The 21,679-nt window shown below is 72.7% G+C and carries 1 protein-coding gene (cut by a window edge); it reads right to left on the bottom strand.

Features of this window, described 5'->3' with window-relative positions; translation table 11 throughout:
• A protein-coding gene (locus ACWDSJ_RS31475; RefSeq protein ID WP_450036220.1) for a non-ribosomal peptide synthase/polyketide synthase crosses the window boundary here: on the bottom strand, positions 1 to 21,679 show its 5' portion. The gene continues 5,426 nt to the left of window position 1, outside the view; 21,679 of the gene's 27,105 nt are visible here — the first part of the coding sequence; its start codon is at positions 21,677 to 21,679; its stop codon lies beyond the left edge, outside the window.

Raw genomic sequence — 21,679 nt, 5'->3', positions numbered from 1 at the left:
CCAGCGGATCGACCTCCCCGACGGCCCGCTCGGGATCCACGGTCACCGCGTCCAACACCCGCCGCAACCGCTCCGCGAACCTCGCGATCGTCGACCGATCGAACAGATCCACCGCGTACCCGATGCTGACCGGCACGGGCCCGTCCGTCGCCGGGATGTCGGCCACCGTGACGGTCAGATCGAACCGTTCGACCCCCGTCTCCACCGTCACCACGTCCACCTCGAGCCCGGGCAGACGTGCGTCGGCGAAGTCCAGATCCAGATTCTGGAACGACAGCATCACCTGGAACAGCGGATGGTGCGCCCGGCTGCGCGGCGGATCGAGCACCTCCACCACGCGCTCGAACGGCACATCGGCGTGGGCGAAGGCGTCCAGATCCGCCCGGCGCACCCGATCCAGCAGCCGCGCGAACGAATCGGTGTCCTCGACGCGGGTGCGCAGGACGAGCGTGTTGACGAACATGCCGACGAGCTCGTCCAGGGTCGACGTCCCGCGCCCGGCGACCGGGGTACCCACCGCGATGTCCGCGCGGCCGGCGAGGCGGGCCAGCACGAGCGCCAGCGCCGCGTGCATCACCATGAACGGCGTGACGCCCCGCGCGTTCGCCACCGCCCGCATCCGCGCGACCAGTTCGGTGTCCAGGGTGAAGAAGTACGTGTCGCCGCGGTGCGAAGCCACCGCGGGGCGCGGACGATCGGTCGGCAGGTCCAGCCGATCGGGCAATCCGGCCAGCCGACCGGTCCAGTAGCCGAGCTGGCGGGCGAGGGTGCTGTCCGGATCGCGTTCCTCGCCCAGCACCTCACGTTGCCACAGCGTGTAGTCCGCGTACTGCACGGGCAGCGGCTCCCATTCCGGGTCCCGGCCCGACCGTCGCGCGGTGTAGGCCCGCGCGAGATCGCGCGCCAGCGGCGCCATCGACCAGCCGTCGGCGGCGATGTGGTGGATGACGACGACCAGGACGTGTTCACCGGAACCGTTGTCCAGCAGGGTGATTCGCATCGGCGGTTCGGTCGACAGGTCGAACCCGCGCCGCACCGCCGCGTCCACCTCGTCGTCGACGCCGCCCGGCGCGACCGCGCGCACGATCGGTTCGATCGATCCGGGCGGCAGGATCCGCTGATAGGGTTTGCCGCCCTCGTCGGGGAACACCGTGCGCAGCGTCTCGTGCCGCGCCACCACATCGCCGAGGGCGGCGGTCAGCGCCGCGTGGTCCAGTTCGCCGCGCAGCCGCAGCACGAGGGGGATGTTGTAGGTCGCCGACGCGCCGTCCAACCGGTTGACGAACCACATCCGCCACTGCGCGAACGACAGCGGCACCCGCTCCGGCCGTTTCCGGGGCGCCAGTTCCGGGCCCGCGGTGTCGCCGGTCCCGGCGTCGAGCACGCGTGCCAGCCGTTCGGCGGTCGGTTCCTCGAACACATCGCGCACGCCGATCCGCACCCCCGTCGTCGCGGCGAGCCGCGACACCGCGCGCATGGCCGTCAGGGAGTGGCCGCCCAGGGCGAAGAAGTCCTCGTCCGCGCCGACCCGTTCGAGACCGAGGACGTCGGCGAAGACCTCGGCCACCGCGCGTTCGGTGGTCGTGGCCGGGGCGCGGTGCGCCCGCGCGGGCACGACGGGTTCGGGCAGGGCCGCGCGGTCGAGCTTTCCGCTGGGCGTGAGGGGCAGATCGGGCAGTACCGAGCACGCGCCGGGCACCATGTGGGCGGGCAGCCTCCGGCGCGCGGCGTCCAGGACGCGGCCCGGGTCGATGCCGTCGCCGACGAGATAGGCGACGAGGCCGCCGGTGCGCTTGTGCTGCAATACGACCGCGCGTCGCACCCCATCCTGTTCGGCGAGCACGGCCTCGATCTCGCCCAGTTCGACACGCTGCCCGCGCACCTTCACCTGGAAGTCGGCGCGCCCGAGGAACTCCAGCGTCCCCCGGTCCGTCCAGCGCACCAGATCACCGGTGCGGTACAGCCGAGATCCATTGCGGCCGAACGGGTTCGCCACGAACGCGGCCGCGGTCTGTCCCGGCCGGTTCAGATAGCCGCGCGCCTGCTGGATGCCGCCGAGATACAGCTCCCCACTCACGCCCACGGGCACCGGCCGCAACCAGGTGTCGAGCACGACGGCCTCCGCGCCGCGGATCGGGCCGCCGATGGTGACGGGCACGCCGGGTTCGAGCGGTTCGCCGATGGTGATCACGATGACCGTCTCGGTGGGCCCGTACGCGTTGTGCAGCCGCCGATCCGGCGCCCAGGCCGCCACCAGTTCGGCCGACAACGCCTCGCCGCCGACGGCCAGCACCCGGAACGATTCGAGTCCGGTCGGCGACATCGTGGCCAGTACGCTCGGGGTGAGGAAGGCGTGCGAAACACCCTGTCGCCGAATCAGTTTCGCCAGTTCCGCGCCGCCGAAGACGTCCGGCGGCGAGACCACCAGCGCGGCCCCGTGCGGATGCGCCATCAGTATCTCGAGCATGACCGCGTCGAAGCCGGGCGCCGACACCGCCAGGACCCGGGCGTCGGCGTCCACCCCGTACCGGTCCCGTTCCTCGGCCGCGAAGTTCGCCAAACCCTCGTGCGGCACCACCACGCCCTTGGGGATTCCGGTGGAGCCGGAGGTGTAGATCACGTAGGCGACGTCCGTCGCCCGCAACGGCCGCGTCCGCCCTGCGTCGGTGATGTCCGTCGTCGGATAGTCGCTCAGCCACAACGACTCTCGTCCGCCGAGCGTCACCAGCTCGACCCGTTCCGAGCCGGTCACGCCGTCCACCGATTCGGCGGCCCAGGCCGCGGTGGCGTCGATCGAGATCACCAGGCGCGCGGCGCAATCCGCGATCATGCGGGCGGCCCGCTGTACGGGATAGCGCGGATCGATCGGGACGAACGCCGCGCCGGATTTGGTGACCGCCCAGATGCTCGCGAGGAAGTCGACGCCGCGGTGCATGGCCAGCGCGACCGTGTCGCCGGGGCCGATGCGACGCGCGATGAGGGAGTGCGCCAGGCGATTGGCGTATTCGTCGAGTTCGCGGTAGGTCAGGGTGTCGGTGTCGGTGATGACGGCGAGGGCGTCGGGATCGCGGGCCACCCCGGCGGCCAGCAGGTCGGGCAGCGGTCGCGGCGCGTGCGCGGGGCGACCGCGCACGGGGGCGAGGCGGGCCCGCTCGGCGGCGGTGAGCAGGTCGATATCGGCCATGCGGAGCGACGGATCGGCGGTCATGGCGTCGAGCACCCGCAGGAGTCGGCCGGCGCACGCCCGGACCCATTCCTCGGTGAAAACGTCGGGGCGGTACTGCATTTGGATGCGCAGCGGTTGTCCCTTGACGATCACCAGGGCGAGCGGATAGTGCGTGGAGTCGCTGGACCGGAGTTCCTCGACGCGCATGCCGTCGAGGTCGGCGGCCCGGGCGGTGAGCCCGGCGGAGTCGATGGGGTAGGACTCGAAGACGACCACGGTGTCGAACAGGCTCGCGACACCGAGGGCGGCGTGGATATCGGGCAGGCCGGTGTGATGGTGGCCGAGCAGTTCGGCCTGTTCGGCCTGGACGCGGCTCAACACTCGGGCGAGCGGTTCGGCCGCGCCGTAGCGGACCCGTACCGGAATGGTGTTGATGAACAGGCCGACGGCGGATTCGATGCCGGGCAGCTCCGGTGGACGGCCGGAGACGGTCGCGCCGAGGACGACATCCGCGCGGCCGGTCAGGTAGCCGAGGACGGTCGCCCACGCCACCTGGAACAGGGTGTTCGTGGTGACCCCGGCGGCCGTCGCGGCGGCGGTGAGCCGGGCGGTGCGGTCGGCGTCGAATTCGATGGGGAGCCGGGCGGTTTCGGTGTCGGTCGCGGGTGGCCCGTCCTGCGGGGCGAGCAGGGTGGGCGCGGCGTCGGCCAGGGCGTGTCGCCAGGCGCGCAGCGACGCCTCGGCGTCCTGGGCGGCCAGCCAGGCGAGGTAGGAGCGGTATTCGGCGGTGGGCTCGGGGGCGGGTTCGCCGGTGTAGGCGGCGAACAAGGTCGTCAGCACCGAGGGCAGCGACCAGCCGTCGAGCAGCGCGTGGTGGTTGGTCAGCAGCAGGACGGCTCGGTCGTCGGCGACGGTGATCAGCGTGCAGCGCAGCAGCGGCGCGGTGTCGACGGCGAACGGCTCGGCCTTGTCGCGATCGATCTCGGCGGTCAGCGCGCGGTCGGCGTCCGGTGTGCCACGCAGATCGACGGTGCGCCACGGCATTTCGACGCGCTCGGCGACGATCTGGACGAGCTCTGCGGCGGCGTCGGTCTCGAACGCGACCCGCAGATTCGAGTACCGGTCGAGCAGCGCGTTCGCGGCGCGGCGCAGCCGTGCGGCGTCCACGACGCCGGTGAGGGTGAGCGCCAATTGCACCGTGTACACATCGGTCGCCGCATCGGCCAGACGGGCATGGAACAGCAGTCCGGACTGCAACGGCGACAGCGGCCAGACATCGGTGAGGCGCGGGTGGGCCGCCTCCCAGCCGTCGATATCGGCCTGGGTGGCGCGCACCAGCGGGAAGTCGGACGGGGTGTGTCCGCCGCTGCGCGGTTCGGTCAGCCGGGTGACGACGGCCGTCACCGCGTCCGCCCACAGCCGGGCGAGTTCGTCGACCGATGCGCTGTCGAGGATCGTCTCGGTGAAACCGAAAGTGGCGGACAGGATCCCGTCGGTGACGACGGCGGTGACGTCCAGAGCCGCCGTCGTCGGAGCCGCACCCGCGGCGAAGGCCGTGACCTCGCCCAGTTCGTCGGTGAGCGTGAAATCGCCCGCTCCCCGTTCACCGGTCGCCAAGCGACCGAGGTAGTTGAAGGCGATCTGCCCCGGGACGGGACCCGAAAGCGACCGCGCCGTCTCGGTATTGAGGTATCGCAGCAACCCGTAGCCGATCCCGTGGTCGGGGATCGCTCGCAACTGCTCCTTGACACTCTTGACCGCCCGTACGATCGCCGTACCACCCGCGTGGGCGTCGGCGAGATCGATCCCGGCGAGATCGATGCGCACCGGGTACATGGTGGTGAACCAGCCCACGGTCGCGGTCAGATCCGCGCCCGGCAGCACCTGTTCCTCGCGCCCGTGGCCCTCCAGGCGCAGCAGTGTGGACGGCTCGCTCACCCCGCGCCGCGACCGCCAGCGCGTCACGGCCAATGCCAGCGCGGCCACCAGCACGTCCTGAACGTCGCCGTGCACGGCGGCGGGCGCGTGGGTGAGCAGCGCCTCCGTGATCTCGGAGGTGAGCCGAATTCGCCGCAGCCGCATAGCGTCCGGATCGGCGGACGGCACCGGACGCGAACCCAGCAGCGGGTCCGGTCCCTCGACCATCCGTTGCCACAGCGCCAATTCCGCTGTGCGGCCCGGGGATTCGGCCTCGGCCACCAGCCCGTGCGCCCAGCGTCGCATGGACGTGCCCACCGGCGGCAGCGCGCGGCCCCGCCAGGCGGCGACGAGATCGGGCAGCAGGATGCGCCACGAGACGCCGTCCACCACGAGGTGATGCGCGACGACGATCACGTGCCCGCTCACATCGGGTTCGACCGGGTCGAGCCAAACGACTTGGAGCACAATGCCTTCGGCGGGGTCGAGCCGATCGAGCGCGGCCTCGGTCGCGGCGACGGCGAGACGCTCCCGATCCGCCGCCCTGACCTCGACCCGCCGGACGAGCGAGACCACGTCCACCGTGCCCGGCGCGCGCGTCTCGAGCCGCCAGTCCTCCTCGTCGCGCCACAGCCGGGCGCGCAACATGTCGTGCCGGTCGATCACCGCGGCGAGGGTCGCCACGAGACTCGCGTGGTCGAGTCCGGCGGGGGCGGTGAGTACGACGGTCTGGTTCACGCGCCGGAACTCGCCGCGTTCGACCATCCATCGCACGATGGGCGGCACCGGCATCTCCCCGACGCCGCCGCCGGGGGGTTCCGCCAGAACCGGTGCCGCCGTGGCCGATTCGGCCACGCGCGCGAGTCCGGCGACCGTGCGCGCCTCGAACACCTGTCGCGGCGTGCACACCAGCCCGCGATCCTTCACCCGCGCGACCACCTGGATGGACAGAATGCTGTCCCCGCCCAGGGCGAAGAAGTCGTCGTCGGCCCCGACCCGCTCCAGGCCCAGCACCTCGGCGAACACCGCGGCCACGATCTCCTCGGCGGGGGTGGCCGGTGCGCGCGAGACGGACGCGGTGGGTCGCGGGTCCGGCAGCGCCCGCCGGTCGACCTTCCCGCTCGGGTTGAGCGGCAGTTCGTCGAGCACGGTCACGCTGTCGGGCACCATGAACGCGGGCAGCCGCCGCGCCGCCTCCTGCCGCACCTCGATCGGATCCGGCGAATATCCCGGTGCCGGGGTGACATAGGCGGCCAGCCGCCCACCGTCGACCACCACGACGACCGCGTGATTGACCTCCTCGGTGGCCGCGAGCACCGCCTCGATCTCCCCCGGCTCGAGCCGCTGTCCGCGGATCTTGACCTGAAAGTCGGTGCGGCCCAGGAAGATCAGGGTCCCGGCCCCGTCGCTCGGCACCCAGCGCACGAGATCGCCGGTCCGGTACATGCGCGATCCGGGCGGCCCGAACGGATCGGCGACGAAAGCCGTTGCGGTGGTGGCGATGCGGTTCGGGTAGCCGCGGGCCACACCGGGGCCGGAGACGTACACCTCGCCCGCGACGCCCGGCGGCACCGGGCGCAGCCACGCGTCCAGTACCCGCAGCCGTACGCCCGACAGGGGGCCGCCGATGGCGATGGGCGCGTCCGGGGACAGCGGGGCGCCGGTCACCGCGACCGTGGTCTCACTGGGGCCGTAGAGGTTGTGCACCAGGCGCTGTCCGGCGGTGTCGGTGCGCCACCAGCGGGTCACCAGATCCGGGGGCACCGCCTCGCCGATGGTGAACAGGACGCGGAGGGTGTCGAGTCGGTGCGGTTCGAGGGTGGCGGCCACGGCCGGGGTGAGGAAGACGTGGGTCGTGCCGGTGGTCGCGAGGAATTCGGTCAGCGGCGCCCCGGCGTAGGCGTCGACGGGTGCCACGACCAGCAGGGCGCCGACGGTGACCGCCGAGAACAGTTCCAGGATGGACGCGTCGAAGGTGCGGGTGGCGACGGCGCAGACGCGGGAGTCGGCGTCCAGACGGCACCACGGATACTGTCCGAGCGGGACGGCCCGGAGCCCGGCGTGGGTGACGGCGACGCCCTTGGGCACGCCGGTCGAACCGGAGGTGTACACCAAATACGCGGTATTGTCCCGGCGTACGGGGCCACGCCGATCCACGTCGGCGAGCGGCGCGGGACTGTACCGGGACGGATCGAGCCGCGCGAGATCGAGGACGAGCTCGACTCGCTCGGAAAGCTCTGTCTCCGAAGGGTTCTCGCCGTCGACCAGGACGAGCGTGGCGGCGCTGTCGGCGAGGACGAACCGATTCCGTTCCGCCGGGTGCGCCGGATCGAGGGAGACGAACGCGGCCCCGGTCTTCGCCACGGCCCACACCGCCCGCACCCAGCTCGCGGAGCGCGGAATACGCACGGCGACAGTCGTTTCCGGCCCTGCTCCGGCCTCGATGAGCGCCCGCGCGCACCGGTTCGACCAGTCGTCGAGCTCCCGGTAGGTCCACTCGCCGGTCGCGTCGGCCAGCGCGGGGCGGTCCGCGTGGTCGGCGGCCGCCCGGTCGAACATCTCGGGCAGCAGGACCGGCGGACCCGGCTCCCCGCCGTCTCCCCACCGCCGCACCAACTCTCGTTCGGTGTCCTCCAGCACGTCGATCGCGCGCACGGGTGCGGCGGGGTCGGCCGCCAGTGCCCGCAGCGCGCGCTCGAGCCGCCGTCCGAACGCCTCGATGGTGGTCCGGTCGAACAGGTCGGTGGCGTAGCCGATGTGCACGGGCACCGCGCCGGGTGCGCCGGGCTCGAGGTCGGCGACGGTGACGGTGAGGTCGAACCGTTCGATGCCGAGCTCGACGGGCAACGGGGTGACCTCGAGGTCGGCCAACCGCACGGGTTCCGGGTCCAGATCGATGTTCTGGAACGCGAGCATCACCTGGAACACCGGATGATGGGCCTGGCCGCGCGGCGGATCGAGGGCGTCCACCACGCGCTCGAACGGAACATCGGCGTGGGCGAAGGCGTCCAGATCCACACGCCGCACCCGGTCCAGCAGCCGCGCGCACGATTCGGACTCGTCGACGCGGGTGCGCAGCACGAGCGTGTTGACGAACATGCCGACGACGTCGTCCAGGGCGGCCGCGCCGCGACCCGCGATCGGCGTGCCGATCGTGACGTCCCCGGTGCCCGCCGCGCGCGACAGCACCAGCGCCAGCGCCGCGTGGACGAGCATGAAGACCGTCACGCCCTGCGCCCGAGCCGTCTCCCGGACCCGCTCGATCAGTTCGGCGTCGAACGCGAATTCGTGGGTGTCGCCGCGCTGCGAGGCGATCTCGGGTCGCGGCCGATCGGTGGGCAGCTCCAGCCGGTCCGGCGCTCCCGCCAGTTGCCGTGTCCAGTAGTCGAGTTGGGCCGCGAGCACACTGTCCGGATCGGAGTCCAGGCCGAGGGTTTCCCGTTGCCACAGCGCGAAATCCGCGTACTGCACCGGCAGCGGCTCCCAGTCGGGGCCGCGTCCGGCCCGGCGCGCGGCGTACGCGCGCGACAGATCCCGCGCCAGTGGGGCCAGCGACCAGCCGTCGGCGGCGATGTGGTGCAGCTCGAGCAGCAGGACATGCGTGTCGAAACCGGTGCGCAACAATCGGATTCGCAGCGGCGGCCGCGTCGTCAGGTCGAAGCCGCGACGCACGGATGCCGCCACGGTCGCCGCCACCGCCTCGGGCGCGACCTCGCTCAGCTCGAGCGCGGGCACCGCCTCGTCGACGGGCAGAACGAGCTGATACGGCACGCCCGCCTCGTCCGGGAACACGGTGCGCAGGCTCTCGTGCCGGGCCACCAGATCGCCGAGCGCGCCCGTGAGCGCGTCGATGTCGAGCGGTCCGGTCAGGCGCAACGCGAGGGCGATGGTGTAGGCCGCCGACTCGGGTTCGAACCGGTTGATGAACCACATGCGCTGCTGCGCGAACGACAACGGCACCCGCTCGGGGCGCTCCCGCGCGGTCAGGGCGGGGGCGTCGGTGGCGGTGGAACGCCCGGCGAGCAGGGCGGCGAGGCGAGCGGGAGTGGGGGCCTCGAAGACGTCGCGGACGCCGATGGCGGCGGACAGGCGGGCGGCAACCCTGGTGGCGGACAACGAATGTCCGCCCAGCGCGAAGAAGTCGTCGTCGACGCCGACCCGCTCGGCACCGAGCACGGCGGCGAACACCGCGACGACGGATTCCTCCAGGGCCGTGGCGGGCGCGCGGTAGGTCGAGGCGACGGGCCGCGGTGCGGGCAGCGCGCGCCGGTCCACCTTGCCGCTCGGGGTCAGCGGGAACTCCTCGAGCGGCACGATGACCGCGGGAACCATGAAACCGGGCAGCCGGGCCGCCACGAACTCCCGGAGTTCGCCCGCACCGATCCCGGACGCGGCGGGATCGAGGACGACGTAGGCGACCAGTTGCCGGTCGCTCGCCGTGCCGTGCGCGACGACCACCGTGCGGGCGACCGCGGGATGCGCGGCCAGGGCCGCCTCGACCTCGCCCGGTTCGATCCGGTAGCCGCGGATCTGCACCTGATCGTCGGCGCGTCCGGCGAATTCCAGCACGCCGCCGCGGGTCCAGCGCACCAGATCACCGGTCCGGTACATGCGTTCCCCGGTGCCGAAGGGGCAGGCCACGAAGCGCGCGGCCGACAGCGCCGGGCGGCGCAGGTAGCCGCGCGCCAGTTGCGTTCCCGCGACGTACAATTCGCCCGCGACACCGGCCGGGACCGGGCGCAGCCACGAATCCAGCACGTAGGCACGGACATTCGCCACGGGCGCGCCGATCGGCACCCGGTCGGCGTCGAAGTCGGCGGGCAGGATGTGGGTGGTCACGCAGACCGTGTTCTCGGTCGGCCCGTACGCGTTGGCGATGGCGACGCCGGGCCACCGTTGCTGGAAGCGCGCGACCGCGCCGGGGCCGAGGGCGTCGCCGCCGGTCACGACCTGCCGGAGCGAATCGCTCGTCGCCTCGGGCCCGACCGCGGCCAGGACCTCGAACAGGACGGTGGCGGCGAACATCGTCGTGACGCGATGCTCGGACACGGTGCGCAGCAATGCGATCGGATCGAGCAGATCGGGGGGCGCGACCACGAGGGTGGCGCCCGCGAGCAGGACGGGCCACATCTCGTACGCGGACGCGTCGAAGGCCAGCGAGGACCGCAACAGCACCCGCTCCCCCGCGCCGCCGGGCCAGCCGTACCGGGCCATGTTCACCACGGCACGGTGCTCGACCACGACGCCTTTCGGGCGTCCGGTCGAACCCGACGTGTAGATGATGTAGGCGGCGTCGGCGGGTCCGGGCGGTTCGATCACGACGGGATTCCCGGCCTCGTCCGGGTGCGTGTCGTCCAGACACAGAGCGGAATCGTCGGCGAGCGGGAGCCGCGCGGCCGTCTCCGTGGTGGTCAGGACGAGCCGCGGCGCGGCATCGGTGAGAATGAATTCGATACGCGCGCTGGGGTATTCGGGATCGATGGGCAGATACGCCGCGCCCGCCTCGGCGACCGCCAGCAGCGCGACCACCACCTGCGGGGATCGCGGCAGGGCGACGGCCACCAACTCGCCCCGGCGCACGCCGCGCCCGGCGAGCGTGGCGGCCAGTCCGCTCGCGCGCCGCGCCAGCTCGGCGTAGGTGATCCGCTCGTTCCCGGACACCACCGCCACCGCGTCGGGGTGCGCCGCGACCCGCCGACGGAACACGTCCGGCAGTGTGGCCTCGGCGGGCAGCGGCGCGGCCGTCGAATTCCATGTGCGCAGCAGGCGATTTCGCTCGTCGGGGGTGACGACCTCGATGCGCGGGAGCGGGATCGCGGGATCGGCCGTGACGGTGCGCAGCACGGTCAGGTACCGCTGCGCGATGTCCTCGACGGTCTCGCGGTCGAACAGGTCGGTGGCGTATTCGATCCGGGCCGCCAGCTCCGCGCCGACCGGCCGGAGATCGACGTGCAGATCGACCTTGGCGGTGGCGGTGTCGGTGGGGACGAACTCCACCTCGAGGTCCGCCAGGCGCAGGTCGGGCAGCGGGTTGTCCTGCACCGCGAACGACACCTGGAACAACGGGTGATGCGCCGCCGACCGTTCGGGGTGCAGCGCCTCCACCAGCCGCTCGAACGGCGCGTCCTGATTCTCGTAGGCGGACAACGCCTTTCGGCGCACCTGCGCGAGCACCTGATCGAAGCGCGGGCCGCCGGACAGGTCCACCCGCAGCACCCAGGTATTGACGAAGAACCCGATCAGCTCGTCGAGCGCGTCGTGCGTGCGCCCGGCGATGGGTCCGCCGATGCTGATATCGGTGCCCGCCCCCAGCTGGGACAGCAGCACCGCCAGCGCCGACTGCGCGAGCATCGACACCGTGACCTGCCGCTCGCGGGCGACGCGCCGCAGCGCGTCGTGGGTCGCGGCGTCGACGGTGAATTCGACGGTGTCGCCGCGATGGCTCGCCACGGGTGGTCGCGGCCGGTCGAGGGGCAGCGTGATGGGTTGCGGCGCGTCCGCCAATTCCTCGTGCCAGTACCGGAATTGGCGCGCCATCGGGCTGTCCGGATCGGCCTCCGCGCCGAGGCTCTCCCGCTGCCACAGCGTGAAGTCGACGTACTGCACCGGCAACGCGGGCAGCCGCGGATCCCGCCCGGCCCGCCGCGCGGCATAGGCCGCCGACAGATCCCGCATGAGCGGTGCGGCCGACCACCCGTCCGCGGCGATGTGATGCAGCACCACGACCAGCAGGTGTTCCCGAGTTCCGGTCCGCAGCACGGTGATTCGCACCGGCGGCTCGGAGGCGAGATCGAAGCCGCGGCCGACCAGGCTCGCGATCGCCGCCTCCACCTCCCCGGGCTCGACGGCGTATGCCGGGATGGATGTCGGCCCCGCCCCCTCGGGCGCGCGGGATTCGGGCGAGGACACCGCGACCGACTCGGCGAAGGGCGGGGCGGCCGTCGGGAGGGACGCGGCGAGTGCCTCGACCGGAAGGACGCGCTGGTAGGGCTCGCCGTCGAGGTCGGGGAAGGTGGTGCGGAGGGTTTCGTGACGGGCGAGGAGGTCGAGGAAGGCGGCCGTGAGAGCGGCGGTGTCCAGGGGACCGGTGAGGCGGACGACCAAGGGGACGTTGTAGAGGGGGGAGTCGGGTTCGAAGCGGTTGATGAACCACATACGGAGCTGGGCGAACGACAGCGGCGGGCGGTCCGGGCGTTCCCGGGTCGCGAGCAGGGCCGGGCGCGTGCCGGTTCCGGCGCGGGCGGACATCGAGGCGGCCAGTTGGGCGGGGGTGGGCGTATCGAAGACGTCCCGCACCCCCACCTCGGTGCCCGTGGTCGCGGTCAGCCGGGCGGCCACCCGGGTCGCCGAGAGGGAGTGGCCGCCGACGGCGAAGAAATCGTCGTCCACGCCGACGCGGTCGAGGCCGAGAACCTCGGCGAAGATCCCCGCGACGATCTCCTCCAGAACGGTCGACGGTGCCCGATGGCTCACGGTCGTCGGCTGCGGATCGGGCAGGGCGCGGCGGTCCACCTTGCCGTTGGGAGTGAGGGGAAGTTCGTCCAGCGGCACGATCGCCGCGGGAATCATGAAGCGCGGCAAGCGTTCTGCCACGAATCCGCGGATCTCCTCCGGCGTGGTGTCGGGGCGGGCGAGGACGACGTAGGCGATCAGCTGTTTGTCGGCGGCGCCCGCGCCGCGGGCGATAACCACGGCCCGCGTCACCGCGGGATGGGTCAGCAGGGCGGATTCCACCTCACCCGGCTCGATCCGATAGCCGCGGATCTTGACCTGATCGTCGGCGCGGCCCGCGAATTCGAGCACCCCGGCCCGGGTCCAGCGCACCAGGTCGCCGGTCCGGTACATGCGCTCGCCGGAACCGAAGGGGCAGGCCACGAAGCGGGCCGCCGACAGCGCGGACCGTCCGAGGTAGCCGCGCGCCAATTGGGTTCCGCTGACATACAATTCGCCCGGCACGCCGAGCGGCACCGGCCGCAGCCACGAATCCAGCACGTAGGCACGGACATTCGGCACCGGCGCCCCGATCGGCACCCGATCGGCCGCGAAATCGCCGGGGACGGCGTAGGTGGTGACGCAGACCGTATTCTCCGTGGGCCCATAGGCATTGGCGATTGCGACGCCGGGCCACCGCTCCCGGAATCGGGCCACCGCCGCCGGACTCACCGCGTCCCCACCCGTGACCACCTGGCGCAGGGAGTTCGCCTCGAGCCCGGCCGTCGCCAGGACCTCGAACAACGCGGTGGCCGCGAACAGGGTCGTCACGCCGTGGTCGGCGACGGTCCGCGCCAGCACGGCCGGATCGAGCGGGCCCGCGGGCGCGACGACCAGCGTCGACCCGGCCAGCAGCACCGGCCACATCTCGTAGGCGGACGCGTCGAAGGCCAGCGACGACTGCAACAGCACCCGCTCGCCCGCGCCGCCGGGCCACCCCGACAGGGCCATGTTCACCACGGCCCGGTGTTCCACCACAACGCCTTTCGGGCGACCGGTCGACCCCGATGTGTAGATCACATACGCGGCATCGCCGGGCGCGCAGACATCGGGAACGGCACCGCCGCCGGGCGCGACGGCGTCCACGCACAGGGGCGCGTGCCCGTCGAGCGGGAGGGTCGCGGCGGTCCGCTCGGTGGTGAGCACGAGCCGCGGTGCGGCGTCGCGGAGAATGAATTCGGTACGGGCCGAGGGGTATTCGGGATCGATGGGCAGATACGCCGCCCCCGCCTTCACCACCGCCAGCAGTGCCACCACCACATCCACCGACCGGGGCAGCGCCACCGCGACCACCGAACCGCGGACCACGCCGTACTCGGTCAGGTTGTGCGCCAACCGATCCGCACGCTCCGCGAGTTCAGCGTAGGTCAGCCTCGTGTCCCCGGCCAGCACGGCCACCGCGTCCGGGGCCGCCGCCACCCGCCGCGCGAACAGCCGGGTGAGCGTCGGTTCGGCGGGCAGCGGCAGCGCCGTGTCGTTCCGATCCCGCAGCAGCAGTTCGCGTTCGCCGGAGGCGAGGAGATCGATCCGGTGGATCGGCGCCTCGGGTTCGGCGGTGACGGTGCGCAGCAGGGTCACGTACCGGGCGGCGAGATCCTCGACGGTGTCGCGGTCGAACAGGTCGGTGGCGTATTCGATCCGGCCCGCGAGCGGCGCGGCGGCGGCGTTCTCCGTTAGGTCGACGTGCAGATCGAATTTGGCTGTCCCCGTACCGGTCGGCACGTACTCGACGGCGAGGTCGGCCATGCGCAGTTCGGGCAGCGGATTGTTCTGCAAGGCGAACGACACCTGGAACAGCGGATGATGCGCCGCCGACCGTTCCGGGTGCAGCGCCTCCACCAGCCGCTCGAACGGCGCGTCCTGATTCTCGTAGCCCGCCAGGGCCTTGCCGCGGACCTGCGCGAGCACCTCGTCGAAGCGGGGATCGCCGGACAGATCGACCCGCAGCACCCAGGTGTTGACGAAGAACCCGACGAGGTCGTGCAGCGCCTCGTCGGTGCGTCCGGCGATGGGTCCGCCGATGCTGATATCGGTGCCCGCGCCGAGCTGGGACAGCAGCACCGCCAGCGCGGACTGCATGAGCATGGATACCGTCACCTGCCGCTCGCGCGCCAGCCGCCGCACCGCCGCGTACAGCTCGGCGTCGAGGCCGAATTCGACGATATCGCCGCGGTGGCTCGCCACGGGCGGGCGCGGCCGATCCGCGGGCAGGGTGACCGTTCGCGGCGCGTCCGCCAATTCCGTTCGCCAGTAACGGAATTGGGTCGCCATCGGACTGTCCGGATCGGATTCGTCGCCGAGGTGGTCCCGCTGCCACAGCGTGTAGTCCGCGTATCGCACCGGCAGCGGCGCGAACTCGGGCGCGCGGCCCTCGTGCCGGGCGGCGTAGGCGGCGGACAGATCCCGCACCAGCGGCGCGGCCGACCAGCCGTCGGCCGCGATGTGATGCACGACCAGCACGAGCACCTGTTCGCGAGAACCGGTGTGCAGCACCGTCGCTCGCCACGGCAGTTCGGTGGCCAGATCGAAACCGTGCCGCACCAGCTCGGTGACGGTCGGCTCGAGGTCGGCGGGATCGATCGCGCGCGTCGCCAGCGACGGTACGGCCTCGGCGGCGGGCAGGATGCGCTGATACGGCTCCCCGTCGACGTCCGGGAACACGGTCCGCAGCGTCTCGTGCCGGGCCGCCACGTCACCGAGTGCCGCGCCCAGCGCCGCGAGGTCGAGATCGCCGCGCGTCCGCAGCACGACGGGCATATTGTAGGTCGCCGCCGCGCCCTCGAACCGGTTGAGGAACCACATCCGGGATTGGGCGTAGGACAACGGCATTCGCTGCGGCAGCGGGCGGGCCGTGAGCGCGGGCCGCCGCGCCCCGGTCGCGCGGTCGGCGCAGGACCGCGCGAGCCGGGCGGGGGTGGCCGCCTCGAACACGTCGCGCACGCCCACCGGCACGCCGAGCGCGGCGCTCACCCGCGCCGCGACCCGGGTCGCCGAGAGCGAATGCCCGCCCGCGGCGAAGAAGTCGTCGTCGACGCCGATCCGGTCCAGGCCCAGCACCTCGGCGAAGACGGCGACCACGAGTTCCTCGGCGGGGGTGGACGCGGCGCGCCGGTCGTCCGCCGCGAAAACCGGTTCGGGCAGCGCCCGCCGGTCCACCTTGCCATTGGGGGTCAACGGGAACTCGGCCAGCACCGTGATCGCCGCGGGAATCATGAAGTCCGGCAGGCGATCCGCGGCGAACCGCCGCAGGTCCCGCGCGAGGGCCGGGGCGGGCGAATCCGCCACTACGTACGCGAGCAGCCGCTTGTCCGCGAGGTCGCCGTCCGCGTGGGGGACGACCAGGGCCTGCGTGACCGCCGGATGGGTGAGCAGCACGGCCTCGATCTCGCCGGGTTCGATCCGGTAGCCGCGGATCTTCACCTGATCGTCGGTCCGGCCCGCGAACTCCAGCGTCCCCGCGCGCGTCCAGCGCACCAGATCACCGGTGCGGTACATGCGCTCGCCCGCGGTGAACGGGCAGGCCACGAAGCGCGCGGCGGTCAGCCCGGTCCGGTCGCGGTATCCGCGCGCGACCTGCGCTCCCGCGAGGTACAACTCGCCCGCCACGCCGACCGGGACCGGTCGCAGCCGCTCGTCCAGCACGTAGGCCCGCACATTCGGCACCGGCAGGCCGATCGACACGGTATCGATGAGCGGGCCGGTCGCCACGCACACCACGGTGTTCTCGGTGGGGCCATAGGCGTTGACGATCTCCACGCCGGGCCAGCGCTCGCGGAACCGGGCCACCGTCGCCGGGCCGAGTACGTCGCCGCCGGTGACGACCTGGCGCACCGTATCGGCCCGCACCTCGGGTCCGGCGGTGGCCAGCAGCTCGAACAACGCCGTGGTCAGGAAGGCGGCGGTGACGTCGTGCCCGACCAGCTCCGTGACCTCGAGGCGTCCCGGCGCGGCGATCACCACCGTCGTCCCCGCCACCAGCGCGGGCCAGATCTCGTAGGCGGAGGCGTCGAAGGCCATCGACGAATGCAGCAGCACCCGTTCGCCCGCCCCGCCGGGCCACGCGTGCCGCGCCATGTTCAGCAGCGAATCATGGTCGATCACAACGCCTTTCGGGCGGCCGGTGGAGCCGGAGGTGTAGATCACGTACGCGGCGTCGCCCGGATGAGGAACGTCGGCCCGCTCGAACGGGTCGCCGTGACCGAGGTCGACAGAGTCCAGGCACAGTCGCGCCCGATCGGCCGGCGGCAGGGCCGCGACGGTCTCCGCCGTGCCGAGCACGATGCGCGGATCCGCGTCGGCGAGGATGAATTCGATACGCGCCGTGGGGTATTCGGTGTCGATCGGCAGATACGCCGCGCCCGTCTTCAGCACGGCCAGCAGGGCCACGACCACCTCCGGGGAGCGCGGCAGCGCGATCGCCACCAGCTCACCCCGGCGCACGCCCCGGTGGGCGAGTTCACGCGCGAGGCGGTCGGATCGGGCGTTCAACTCCGCGTAGGTGAGGCGGCCGCCCTCGAAGCGCAGCGCGATCGCGTCCGGCCGGGCGGCGGCCCGCGCGCGGAACTCCCCCACCACCGTCGTGTCCGGTGCGGTGTCGGTGCGCGAAACCTCCTGTGCGAGCAGCGTTTCGCGCTCGTGGGGAGCGAGCAGCTCGATATCGAGCACGGACGCGGACGGTTCTGCCGTCACCGCGCGCAGGACCCGCTGGAATCGTTCGGCGAAGTCGGCGACGGTGGCGCGGTCGAACAGATCGGTGGCGTATTCGACGCGGCCCGCGAGCGCCGACGCGGCGGGCGCCTCGATCAGATCGATGTGCAGATCGTCCTTGGCCGTCCCGGTCGGGGCGGTCAGGTATGCGGCACGCAGGCCGGGCAGGTCGACGGCGGGCAGCGGGGTGTCCCGCACCGCCAGCGACACCTGGAACAGCGGATTGTAGGAGGTGGACCGCACCGGGTTGAGCAGCTCCACCAGCCGCTCGAACGGGGCGTCCTGATTCGCGTACGCCGCCAGCGCCTTTCGCCGGACCTGGTCGAGCACCTCGGCGAAGCGCGGGCCGCCGGACAGGTCCACGCGCAGCACCCAGGTGTTGACGAAGAATCCGACGAGGTCGTGCAGCGCCTCGTCGGTGCGCCCGGCGATCGGGCCGCCGATGCTGATATCGGTACCCGCCCCCAGCCGCGACAGCAGCACGGTCAGCGCCGCCTGCGTCACCATCGACACCGTCACCTGATGGTCGTGGGCCAGCCGGTGCAACGCCGCCCGCAGCGGCGGTTCGACGGTGAACTCCACGGCGTCGCCGCGCCTGCTCGGCACGGGCGGGCGGGGCCGGTCGAGCGGCAGCCGGGTCGGCTGCGGCGCGTCGGCCAATTCCGTTGCCCAGTAACGGTATTGCGTGGCGAGCACACTGTCGGGGTCGTCGGGTTCACCCAGTCGTTCCCGCTGCCACAGCGCGAAATCCGCGTACTGCACAGGCAACGGGGTCCAGTCCGGCTCCCGTCCGGCGCGGCGCGCCGTGTACGCCACCGTCAGATCCCGCAGGAACGGATCCATGGACCAGCCGTCCGCGGCGATGTGATGCACCACGAACACCGCGACGTGCTCGTGCGCGCCGCATCGGAACACGGTGGCGCGCAAGGGCGGATCCACCGACAGATCGAATCCGCGCCGGGCCTCCGCCGCCATCGCGGCGTCCAGTTCGGCCGGATCGATATCGCGCGGCACGAGGTCGGGGGCGGCCGTCGGCGGCAGCACCTCCTGGTACGGCACCCCGTCCACATCCGGGTAGCGGGTGCGCAGCGTCTCGTGCCGGGCGACCACGTCGGCGAGCGCGGCGGCCAGCGCTGCCCGGTCCAGCGGTCCCGTGAGCCGCAGCGCCAACGGGATGTTGTAGGTGGCGGCGCCGGGTTCGAAGCGGTCGGCGAACCACATGCGCGCCTGCGCGTACGACAGCGGCACGTGCCGGGGCCGCTCCCGGGGCGTGGGCCGCTCCGGCACCGGACCGGTCGCGCGCGTATCGAGCAGCCGCGCCAGCTCTGCCGCGGTCGGCGCGTCGAACACGTCCCGCACCCCGATGTCGCGGCCCGTGGCGGCGCTCAGTCGGGACGAAACCCGGGTCGCGGTAATGGAATTCCCGCCGTGGGCGAAGAAGTCGTCGTCCACCCCCACCCGCTCGACGCCGAGCGCCTCCGTGAACGCCGCGACCACGGCCTCCTCCGCGGCCGTGGCGGGGGCGCGGTAGTCCGAGACCGGCGACGGCGGCGCGGGCAGCGCGCGGCGATCGACCTTCCCGCTCGCGGTGAGCGGCCACTCGTCGAGCACGGTCACGGTGTCGGGGACCATGTACCCGGGCAGCCGATCGGCCGCCGCTCGCCGCACCGCGACCGGATCGAGGGTGTGGCCGGGGGCGGCGGTGACGTAGGCGGCCAGCCGTATCCCGTGCGCGCCGTCGTGGGTGGTCACCACGGCCTGACGCACCGCGTCCGCCTCGGCCAGCGCCGCCTCGACCTCGCCGAGTTCCAGCCGTTGCCCGCGGATCTTGACCTGAAAGTCCGCGCGCCCCACGAACATCAGCACGCCGCGTTCCCAGCGCACGAGATCACCCGTGCGGTACAGGCGCGACCCGGCCGGGCCGAACGGGTCGGCGACGAACGACGACGCCGTGCGCCCCGCCCGATTCAGGTACCCGCGGGCCACGCCGGGACCGGAGACGTACAGTTCGCCCGCCGCGCCGGGTGGGACGGGCCGCAGCCAGCCGTCGAGCACCAGCAGCCGCACACCGGGCGGCGGCGCGCCCAGCGCCACCGGATTCCCGGGCCGCAGCCCGGCGTCGGTCACCCAGATGGTGGCCTCGCTGGGCCCGTACATGTTGTACAGCTCGCGCCGCCCGGCGGCATCGGTTCCGGCCCACCGGCGGACCAGCGCGGGCGGGCACGCCTCGGCGCCGGTCAGCAGGACGCGGAGGTCGTCGAGCCCCTCGGGGTCGACCGAGAGCCCGACGGTCGGCGACAGGAACGCGTGGGTGATCCGCCGCGCGCGCAGGAACTCCGCGAGCGGCGGCCCGGCGAAGACGTCGCGCGGGGCGATCAGCAGGGCCGCGCCCGCCGGGACCGCGAGCAGCAGCTCCAGGACGGCGGCGTCGAAAGTCCGTGCGGCGACGGCGGATACGCGCGAGCGGGCGTCGACCCGGTAATGGTCGAGCTGGGCGGCGGCGACCCCGGCGATCCCGGCGTGGGTGACGGCGACGCCCTTCGGCACGCCGGTCGAGCCGGAGGTGTAGACGATGTAGGCGATATTGTCCGGCCGCACCGGACCGCGTCGCTCGGCGTCGGTGATCGGCGCCGCGTCGTGCGACGACAGATCGATTCGGTCGGGATCCAGTACCCGGAGGCCGGAGCCCGCCGGAAACGATTCGGCCAGAACCACTTTCGCGCCGCAGTCCGCCAGAATCCCGCGGTTGCGTTCGACCGGATGGCCGGGGTCGAGCGAGACGAACGCGGCGCCGGTCTTCGCGACCGCCCACACCGCCCGCACCCACGCCGACGAACGCGGAAGCGCCAGCGCCACCACGGTTTCCGGCCCGGCGCCGGCGGCGATCAACGCCCGCGCGAACCGGTTGGTCAGCTCGTCCAGCTCCCGGTAGGTCCACTCCCGCGCGCCGTCGCCCACCGCGAGCCGATCCGGATGTTCGGCGGCGGCCCGCGCGAACAGTTCGGGCAGGGTCCGTTCCCCCGGGCCGGGGCCGCCGTCGCCCCAGGCGGCCAGCAGCCGTCGTTCCTCGTCCCCGAGCAGGTCGACGGAATCGACGCGGGCCGTGGGGTTTTCGGCCGCGCGGTGCGCGAAATCGTCGAGGAAGGCGAGGAAACGACGATGGTGCCGGGCGAGTTCGTCGCCGGTGTAGACGGCGGGGTTGGCGAAGAAGTCCACCCGCGTGCTCCCGATGCCCGCGGCCGGGTACACGTTCACCGACAGATCCGAGATCAGCCCCGGGCTGAGCACCTCCAGGCGTCCGGTGTGGCCGCCGACGACCAGTTCGGTGTCGAGGATCATCAGGTCGACCATCGGTCCGAACGCTTGATGCCGGTGTCGCGCAACGCTTTCCGAGTCGGCCAGCATATCCTCGTGCCGGTAGCGCTGATGCCGGGCCACCTCCAGCAGTTCGCGCCGCACCGCCTCGACCAGCGAGCCGACCGTGGCGTCCGGGCGCACCGCGATCCGCAACGGCACGATATTGGCCACCATTCCGCCGGAGCGCCGCATGGACGCGGTCACACGCGCGGAGACCGGCAGGCTCAGCACGACCTCCTCGGCGCCGGTCGTGCGGGCCAGGAACGCGCCGACTGCGGCGACGACCAGCACCGCCGGACCGCCCGAACCCGCCGCGGCGGCGTCCCGCAGGGCCGCGTTGCACTCCGCGGACAGCACGCCGCCGACGGCCAGCGGATGCTCCTCGGCCAGCGCGCCGCGCGCGGCGAGGGTGACCGGTTCGGGCAACTCGGCCAGATACTTCGACCAGAACGCGCGGTCCTCGTCGAAACGCTCCGAACTCCGGTACTGCGCGTCCGCGTCGACGATCTCGCCGATCGACCGAATCCGTTGCGGCGCAAGGCTTTCGCTCGCCAGCGCCGCCGCGTGCAGCCGGGCCGCGCGACTCAGGATGTTGATCGCGGCGGTCCCGTCCATGGCGATGTGATGGGCCCGCAGATACCAGAACCAGCGCCGCTCGCCGACCCGCAGCAGCGCCCCGGCCACCAGCGGATCCCGCAGCGGATCGACCGGCGCGCGGTACTCCGACCGCATCCACTCCCGGGCCGCCGCGACGGGATCCGGCTCGCCGGTGAGGTCGAGCCGCCGCACCGGGTCGGGCGCGGACGCCGCCACCGTCTGCACGGGCTCGCCGTCGACCTCGAGGATGCGGGTGCGGGCGATCTCGAATTCGTCCAGCGCCCGGCGGAACGCCTCGGCCAGCAGATCCGCGTCCAGCTCACCCGCCAGCTCCACGGCGAGGGCGTTCGTCATCGGGGTCGAGCCGGACAACCGCTGGAGCATTCGGATCGCGCGCTGCGCCGCGGTGAGTGGGAACGTGGTCGGATGGCTGTGGTCGGACAT

Source organism: Nocardia sp. NPDC003482 (assembly GCF_053588115.1).
The sequence above is the reverse complement of the archived record's forward strand: the minus strand, read 5'-3'. Positions and strand labels throughout refer to the sequence as shown.